This window comes from Sphingomonas sp. P3_C6 (assembly GCF_056402595.1).
In genome coordinates this window covers 1-7,155 of the sequence record NZ_JBFUHB010000053.1, presented here as the reverse complement: position 1 = coordinate 7,155, position 7,155 = coordinate 1, and the positions used below count along the sequence as shown (strand labels likewise).

At 65.4% G+C, this 7,155-nt stretch carries 9 protein-coding genes, 1 other RNA gene and 1 pseudogene; 3 read left to right on the top strand and 8 right to left on the bottom strand.

All coding sequences use genetic code 11. The features are described 5' to 3' along the window. The 8 genes and pseudogenes from AC1DT7_RS24050 to AC1DT7_RS24015 form a co-directional block, all read right to left on the bottom strand. Positions 1–155 (bottom strand): annotated as a pseudogene (locus AC1DT7_RS24050) (IS630 family transposase); the annotation flags it as partial. 91 nt (positions 156–246) lie between these two features. Continuing rightward, positions 247–570, bottom strand: coding sequence for a YbaB/EbfC family nucleoid-associated protein (locus AC1DT7_RS24045; RefSeq protein ID WP_478038827.1), 324 nt, complete (start codon positions 568–570; stop codon positions 247–249). Beyond that, positions 570–2,219, bottom strand: coding sequence for a DNA polymerase III subunit gamma/tau (locus tag AC1DT7_RS24040; protein WP_478038825.1), 1,650 nt, complete (start codon positions 2,217–2,219; stop codon positions 570–572). The genes AC1DT7_RS24045 and AC1DT7_RS24040 overlap by 1 nt, the downstream gene beginning before the upstream one ends. 61 nt (positions 2,220–2,280) lie before the next feature. Continuing rightward, positions 2,281–2,378: signal recognition particle sRNA small type (ffs, locus tag AC1DT7_RS24035), an RNA gene on the bottom strand. 63 nt (positions 2,379–2,441) lie between these two features. Continuing rightward, positions 2,442–2,672 (bottom strand): hypothetical protein, encoded by a 231-nt coding sequence (locus AC1DT7_RS24030; RefSeq protein WP_478038823.1) that lies wholly within the window; start codon positions 2,670–2,672, stop codon positions 2,442–2,444. A gap of 44 nt (positions 2,673–2,716) precedes the next feature. Next, positions 2,717–3,046, bottom strand: a complete 330-nt coding sequence (locus tag AC1DT7_RS24025) for a 2Fe-2S iron-sulfur cluster-binding protein (protein ID WP_478038822.1) — start codon at positions 3,044–3,046, stop codon at positions 2,717–2,719. Then, positions 3,046–4,140 (bottom strand): cysteine desulfurase family protein, encoded by a 1,095-nt coding sequence (locus AC1DT7_RS24020; protein WP_478038820.1) that lies wholly within the window; start codon positions 4,138–4,140, stop codon positions 3,046–3,048. The genes AC1DT7_RS24025 and AC1DT7_RS24020 overlap by 1 nt, the downstream gene beginning before the upstream one ends. Continuing rightward, the gene (locus AC1DT7_RS24015) at positions 4,137–5,207 is read right to left on the bottom strand and encodes a cysteine desulfurase family protein (protein ID WP_478038818.1); all 1,071 of its coding nucleotides are present in this window, start codon (positions 5,205–5,207) and stop codon (positions 4,137–4,139) included. Before AC1DT7_RS24015 ends, AC1DT7_RS24020 begins: the two co-directional genes overlap by 4 nt. Before the next feature lie 141 nt (positions 5,208–5,348). Between AC1DT7_RS24015 and AC1DT7_RS24010 the strand changes: the two genes are divergently transcribed. The 3 genes from AC1DT7_RS24010 to AC1DT7_RS24000 form a co-directional block, all read left to right on the top strand. Beyond that, entirely contained in the window at positions 5,349–6,005 is a 657-nt protein-coding gene (locus AC1DT7_RS24010; protein WP_478038816.1) for an alpha/beta hydrolase, read from the top strand. Next, positions 6,002–6,910: an ADP-ribosylglycohydrolase family protein gene (locus AC1DT7_RS24005; protein ID WP_478038814.1), complete on the top strand. Its 909-nt coding sequence runs from the start codon at positions 6,002–6,004 to the stop codon at positions 6,908–6,910. The genes AC1DT7_RS24010 and AC1DT7_RS24005 overlap by 4 nt, the downstream gene beginning before the upstream one ends. A gap of 87 nt (positions 6,911–6,997) precedes the next feature. Then, positions 6,998–7,155 (top strand): helix-turn-helix domain-containing protein (locus AC1DT7_RS24000; RefSeq protein WP_478034994.1); only part of this gene is annotated, 158 nt, incomplete at its 3' end.

Here is a 7,155-nt window from a genome sequence, read left to right as displayed (position 1 = left end):
GCTGCGCTACCCGTCTCACGCACACGCCGTACCCATTTGATCGCCGAGCTCGCCGCTACGCCAAAGCGTGCCGCTGCCGCATGGCAGGACATGCTCTCCTCCATCACCGCCGCTACAACCCGCTCGCGCAGGTCCATCGAATAGGGCTTGGCCATGCTAGCTGGCCTCCGATCTCCAGCCAGCATCTTGAATCAGAAAATCAGACCAAAGGGAATCCCATTTGAATCAGTCAAATGTCATCCCGCTCTAAAAGGGCAGCTTGAAACCCGGTGGCAACGGAATACCGCTCGTCATCTTGGACATCTCGGCGCTCGACGCCGCATCCGCCTTGGCCTTGGCGTCATTGAACGCCGCGACGACAAGATCTTCCAGCATCTGCTTTTCGCTCGCCGAGAGCAGCGATTCGTCGATGTCGATGCCGATGATGCGCCCCTTGGCCGACGCCTTGACCTTGACCAGCCCGCCCCCGGCAGCACCCTCGACCTCGATCGCGTCGAGGCCGGCCTGCGCCTTGGTCAGTTCGGCCTGGACGTTCTGCGCCATGGCCATGATGTCTTCGATACTCTTCATCATACACTCCGTTGTGCCGCCATCAGGCGGTCGAGTTCGCTTTCAGGAAATTCTGCATCGGGAAACGCTTCGAACGCCGCCTTCACCACCGGCGTTTCGAGGATCGCGGCGCGCATCGCATCGCGCTCGGCCTCCATCTCCTCACGGATCGTCGGCGCGCCCTGCGCGTCTTCCGAGGTGACCTTCCACGTCCTGCCGGTCAACCGCCTCAGCTCGATATTCAGGTCGCGGATCAGATCGACGGGCAGCGGTCGCGAGGAGCTTAACACAAGTTCGGGCGCCTCGAACCGGATGACGCTGGCGCTGCGCGTCAGCTTAACCGCGAGCGTATGCTCGCCCTGTTTTTCCAAAAAACCGACCAGATCGCGCAGGCTGTTGGGCAGGTTCGCGTCGACGGCCTGGGCCGGCTCCCGCACCACCGGGGCGGCAGGCGCGGCATTGCCCGTCGGGGCGCCGTTCGCGATCATCCGCGCCAGCTCGCCCGGATCCGGCAGGGTCGAGGCATGGATCAGCCGCAACAGCGCCATCTCGCACGCCTCGATCGGCAACGCCGCGCGCGCGACCTCGTCATGCCCCTTCAGCAGAAGCTGCCACAGCCGGTGCAGCGAGGCGAAGCTGAGCTTGCCGGCCCATTCGGTCAGCGCCTCGCGCTCCTCCACCGCCTGCCCGGCCTCGGGCGCGGTGCCGAGCTTCACCAGGGTAGTGGCATGTACCGTCTCGAGCAGCGCGCGCAGCACGCCGAGCGGATCGACGCCGAAATCATATTGCCGCCTGAGTGCCGCGAGCGCGCCCTGCCCATCCCCGCTGAGCACCAGCCCGAACAGGTCGCGGGTCGCGCCGCGATCCGACAGGCCGAGCATCTCACGCACCGCGCCGGCCTTCACGCCGCCACCCTCGATGCCGGCATGAGCAATCGCCTGGTCCAGGATCGACAGGCCATCGCGCGCGGACCCTTCGGCCGCCCGCGCGATCAGCGACAACGCCTCGGGCTCGGCCTCGACGCCTTCCGCCGTGCACACCCGCCCAAAATGCTCGCTAAGCTTGTCCGCCGGAATACGCCGCAGGTCGAACCGCTGGCACCTCGACAGCACCGTCACCGGCACCTTGTTCACCTCGGTCGTGGCGAACAGGAACTTCACATGCGCCGGTGGCTCCTCGAGCGTCTTCAGCAGCGCGTTGAACGCGTTCTTTGACAACATATGGACTTCGTCGATGATGTAGATCTTGAACCGCGCCGACACCGCCGAATAACGCGAGGCGTCGATGATCTCGCGGACATCGTCAACGCCGGTATGGCTGGCGGCGTCCATCTCGATCACGTCGATATGCCGACCCTCGGCAATGGCGCGGCACGGCTCGCAGACGCCGCACGGGTCGATCGTCGGCCCGCCGGTCCCGTCGGGCCCGATGCAGTTGAGCGCCTTGGCGATCAGCCGCGCAGTAGATGTCTTGCCCACCCCACGCACGCCGGTGAGCAGGAACGCATGCGCCAGCCGCCCGCGCTTGATCGCATTGGCCAGCGTGGTGACCATCGCATCCTGGCCGATCAGCTCGGCAAAGGTCTGCGGCCGGTATTTGCGCGCGAGGACGCGGTACACTTCCGCCTTTGCAGGCTGGGGCGGTTCGCCAAGATCGAAGGAGTCGGACATTGCGATCCATCTAGGCGGTCGCGGACCGCGACGCCAGAGATCAGCAGGTTTTCATTATGGTGCGGGTGGGAGCCGGAACGACCCGCGGCGAAATCGTTGCGGCTGCTTCCTTCCGGATCTGACCGGGTTGGCGACGACCACGTCCGCCCGACTCCCGCGGCGCATATGGGGGAGTCGGGCGGTGTGATCAAGCCCGCTTTACCAGCGGGTATGGAGTTGGCACTACCAGCGAACGCGAACCTTGCGGCACACACGCGTGCGATGATGGTTACGCCACTGGGTGCGGCACACCGTCTTCCAGCGCGCGCGGTCGCGGCGATGGTTGCTGACGTGGCGCACAGTGGTGCGTTCCCGCACGACGACGCCCTGCCCGTTGCCCGTGGCGCTTGCCGGAATCGGGGTAAGCGCCGCAGCGCCGATCAGGCCTGCTGCCATAAAAGCCAAAATTTTCATGGGTATCTTCTCCTGCATGCCGTGAAGGCACGGGAGCGTAATGATCAACGGCCCTGCATGTTCCGAACCTCGCCCGGAATTCGTACGGTCAATCCGTCGAGCGTCTCGTCGAGCCAGATCTGGCACGACAGCCGACTGGTCCGCGTGGCGCCGGCCGCGAGATCGAGCATATCTTCCTCATCCTCGCTCGGCCGTGGCAGCCGGTCGAAATCGGCCGCGTCGAGGATGACATGGCAGGTAGAACACGCCATCTGCCCCTCGCAGGTGCCCTCGAGCGGCTGGCCATCGGCCTGCGCCACCTCGAGCAGCCGGTCGCCCGGCTGCGCCTGGACCTCACTGATCGATCCGTCGATCCGGATAAAGCGCAACCGCATCAGGCGGCGATCCGCTGCGCTGCGGCGGCGGCATTGAGTCGGTCGATAGCGATCACCAGTTCCTCTTCCGTCGTATAGCGGCCGAAACCCAGCCTGATGCTCGACCGCGCCTCGGCCTCGCTCAGGCCGAGCGAGCGTAGCACATGGCTCGATCGTCCCGACCCGCTGGCACAGGCCGAGCCCGCGGAAAAGGCGATATCGCGCAATTCCGACATCAATCGATTCACATCGAGCCCGTTCCGCCGGATATTGAGATTGCCATGGTAACGCCGCTCGACCGACCCGTTGATCATCCAGTTTCCACCCAGCCGCTCGCTCGCCAGCGCCCATAGTTCGGCGACATGGGCGGCATCGTCATCAGCATAATCCAGCGCCAGCCTGGCGGCAGCACCAAAGCCTGCGCAGAGGGCCGGCGACAAGGTGCCCGATCGGCCAGAAGCCTCCTGCCCGCCGCCGTGCAGCAACGGCTCGATCGATAGGCCGTCGCGGATCCACAACGCACCCACCCCCTTCGGTCCATGGATCTTGTGCGCCGAGATCGCGATCATGTCGCACCCGTCTGGAATGCCGACCCGGCCATAGCCTTGCACCGTGTCGCACAGGAACAGCGCGCCCGCAGCATGCGCGATGGCGGCAAGCTCGGCGATCGGCTGGATCACGCCGATCTCATTGTTGACCAGCATCGCGGCGACCAGTGCCGTGCCCGGCACGACCGCCGCGCGCACAGCGTCGAGATCGACGAGCCCGTCGGCCTGTACCGGCAGCACCGTCACCACCTTGCCCGCCCGCGCGAGCGCCTCGACCGTGTCGAGTGTCGCAGCATGCTCGGTCGCCAGCGTGACGATGCCGCCCGGCCCGACACCCTTGATCGCCCAGTTGATCGCTTCGGTCGCCCCGCCGGTGAAGCTGACCGATCCGCCGGCGGGCAACAGCGCCGCCACCGAATCCCGCGCGGCCTCGACCACCGCCTTTGCCTTGCGCCCGGGCGCATGGGCCGAATGCGGATTGGCATGCTGGCTCTGCAACCAGGGGAGCATAGCCTGAAGCGCCTCGGGCGCGAGCGGCGTCGTCGCCTGGTAATCAAGATAGATCATGCAGCGAACGCTCGCGCCCCGCGCGACACGCTGCGCCATTCGGCGATGAATGCGTCGACATCCGCCTCGCTCGTCGACCGGCCGAAGCTCACCCGAACCACCTCACGCGACGCATCGACGCTCCAGCCCATCGCGCCCAGCACATGACTCGGCTTCATGCTGCCGGAGGAACAGGCGCTGCCCGCCGACACGGCAATGCCCGCCATGTCGAACCGGATCAGCTGGGTCGTCGCCGGCAGCCCTCGCATGCGATACGCCCCGATCGCCGGATGCTGGCCGCGCGCGACCACCTCGCCGCCAGACCGGGCTATGGCATCGTCGAGCTTCGATCGAAGTACGGTCAGGCGTGCCACATCCTCCGCGACGCCAAGGGCCGCCGCGAAACCCAGGGCACCCGGCAGATTCTCGGTCCCCGCACGGTAACCACGCTCCTGCCCCCCGCTCGGGATCAGCGTCGCAAAATCGCGCACGAGCAAACCACCCACACCAGGCGGCCCGCCTCGTTTGTGCGCGGAGATTGCCACAAAATCGGCATGTGCCGCGACATCGTCATCCGCCCCAGCCGGCATCTGCGCCGCATCGACCAGCAACAGCCCGCCAGCGGCATGAACCGCCTCGGCAATCGCGGCGACCGGCTGACGCACCCCGGTCTCACTGTTGGCCCATTGCACGGCGAGCAGGGTGCGCCCCGGCTGCGCCAGCGTCTCGGCCAGCGCCGCCCCGTCGATCACACCTGTCGCATCCACCGGCAACACCGTCGCATGCAGCGCCACCCGCATCACCGAATCATGCTCCACCGCCGAGATTGCCCGTCGCTCCGCAACCGAACGGTTCAGCGCGATCCCAAGCGATTCGCTGGCCCCGCTGGTCAGGATCGTTTCGCCGGTCCAGCCATAGGCTGCCCCGATCCGACCGCGCGCCTCTTCCAGTCCAGCTCGCGCCGCGCGTCCCTCGGCATGCGGGGAGGATGGATTGGCCCAGCGTTTCATGCCCTCACCCATCGCCGCCACCGCTTCGGGCAGCATCGGCGTGGTCGCGGCATGATCCAGGTAGATGCGGTTGGCCAAGCGCCAGGGTCTCCAAAAGCTACAATGCTAAAAAGGCACAATGATTGCGCGATAGCGCGTCATGCCTATATAGCGCCCAATTCTATAGCGCCCATATTCCGCGCGACCCACGCGCTCACCGAATTTTTGTCAGCAGGTCACATGCCAGAAGTCATTTTTCCCGGTCCCGACGGCCGTCTCGAAGGTCGTTTTGCTCCCGCGCCGCGCCCACGCGCACCAGTGGCGATGATCCTCCATCCGCACCCGTCCTCGGGCGGAACGATGAACAACCGCATCGTGCAGGAACTCTACAAGACCTTCCAGCGCCGCGGTTTCGCGACCCTGCGCTTCAACTTCCGCGGCGTCGGCAAGAGCCAGGGCACGTTCGACAACGGAGTCGGCGAGCTGTCCGACGCGGCGAGCGCGCTCGACTGGGTGCAGAGCTTCCATCCCGAGGCCCAGACCACCTGGATCGCCGGCGTCAGCTTCGGCGCCTGGATCGGCATGCAGCTCCTGATGCGCCGTCCGGAGATCCGCGGCTTCATCTCGATCGCACCGCCCGCGAACATGTACGACTTCACCTTCCTGGCGCCCTGCCCGGCCTCCGGCATCATCATCCAGGGTGAAGCCGATGAGGTCGTGACCCCGGTCGCCACCCAGAAGCTGGTCGACAAGCTGCGCACGCAGAAGCACATCACGATCCACCACGACACGATCCCCAAGGCGAACCACTTCTTCGAGCATGAGATGCCCGAATTGATGGGCAGCGTGGATCATTATCTCGACATGCGGCTCGACCCGAACTCGCCGATCCGGTGACCACGCCCGCGAGCATCGAGGATCGCGCCGTCGGCGCGTTGCTCGGGCTTGCCGTGGGTGATGCTGTCGGCACTACCTTGGAATTCACTGCGCGCGATGCCCAACCGCCGCTGACCGACATGGTTGGCGGCGGACCGTTCGAGCTTCAGCCGGGCCAATGGACCGACGACACGGCGATGGCACTCGCACTCGGCTACAGCCTGGCCGAGAATGGTGTTTTCGATCCTGAAGATTGCATGGCGCGCTTCGTCGACTGGTATCGTTCCGGCACCTATAGCTGCACCGGCACATGCTTCGACATCGGGATGGCGACGCGAACCGCGCTTCGGCAGTTCGAACGAGACGGCAACCCTTTCGCAGGCTCGCCCGATCCGCTCAGTGCCGGCAACGGATCACTGATGCGGCTCTCTCCAATCGCCATTTGGGGTGCACATCGCGGTGAGGAAGTGGCCGCCGACTTCGCCCGCCGGCAAAGCAGCCTGACTCATGCCGCACAGGAGTGTCAGGCCGCGTGTGAGGGGTTCGCGATATTGATCGTGCGGGCAATCCTGGGCACGTCACATTCCGATATACTTGCCCCATTTGCGTTTGGCGGACCGCCGCGCATCGCGGAGGTTTTTGCTGGTTCCTGGCGCACCAAATCGCGCGATCTGATCTCGTCGAGCGGCTATGTCGTTCACAGCCTTGAAGCCGCGCTGTGGAGCGTCGGAAACACCGGATCCTTCGAAGAGGCGATCCTTCTCGCCGCCAATCTCGCCGACGACGCGGATACGGTGGCGGCGATCACCGGCCAACTCGCCGGCGCGCTATACGGCGCAAGCGGCATCCCCGAGCACTGGCGTTCCCAGCTCGCCTGGCGAGAAGAGATCGAGCGACTCGCGCTCGATCTGGTTGGTCAGACCTAGAGTCGAATTCGACCGAGTTGAATCATAGGATTCCGTGCGGGGTGATTTTGTGATTCAAGATGCTGACTGGGCTGGAGGTCAGCATGTATGGGCAAACCTTATTCTGACGATTTGCGGGCGCGGGTGGTCGCGTCGATGGCGGGTGGACGCACGTGCCGCGAGGCTGGGACGATATTTGGCGTAGCGCCGAGCACGGCGGGTAACTGGTATCGTCGTTATCAACAGACGAGCGGCTATTCTGCACG

Excerpts from the sequence above, each read along its gene's own strand:
- AC1DT7_RS24040 (WP_478038825.1), bottom strand. The coding sequence starts at position 2,219 with ATGTCCGACTCCTTCGATCTTGGCGAACCGCCCCAGCCTGCAAAGGCG.
- AC1DT7_RS24045 (WP_478038827.1), bottom strand. The coding sequence starts at position 570 with ATGAAGAGTATCGAAGACATCATGGCCATGGCGCAGAACGTCCAGGCC.
- AC1DT7_RS24030 (WP_478038823.1), bottom strand. The coding sequence starts at position 2,672 with ATGAAAATTTTGGCTTTTATGGCAGCAGGCCTGATCGGCGCTGCGGCG.
- AC1DT7_RS24010 (WP_478038816.1), top strand. The coding sequence starts at position 5,349 with ATGCCAGAAGTCATTTTTCCCGGTCCCGACGGCCGTCTCGAAGGTCGT.
- AC1DT7_RS24020 (WP_478038820.1), bottom strand. The coding sequence starts at position 4,140 with ATGATCTATCTTGATTACCAGGCGACGACGCCGCTCGCGCCCGAGGCG.
- AC1DT7_RS24025 (WP_478038822.1), bottom strand. The coding sequence starts at position 3,046 with ATGCGGTTGCGCTTTATCCGGATCGACGGATCGATCAGTGAGGTCCAG.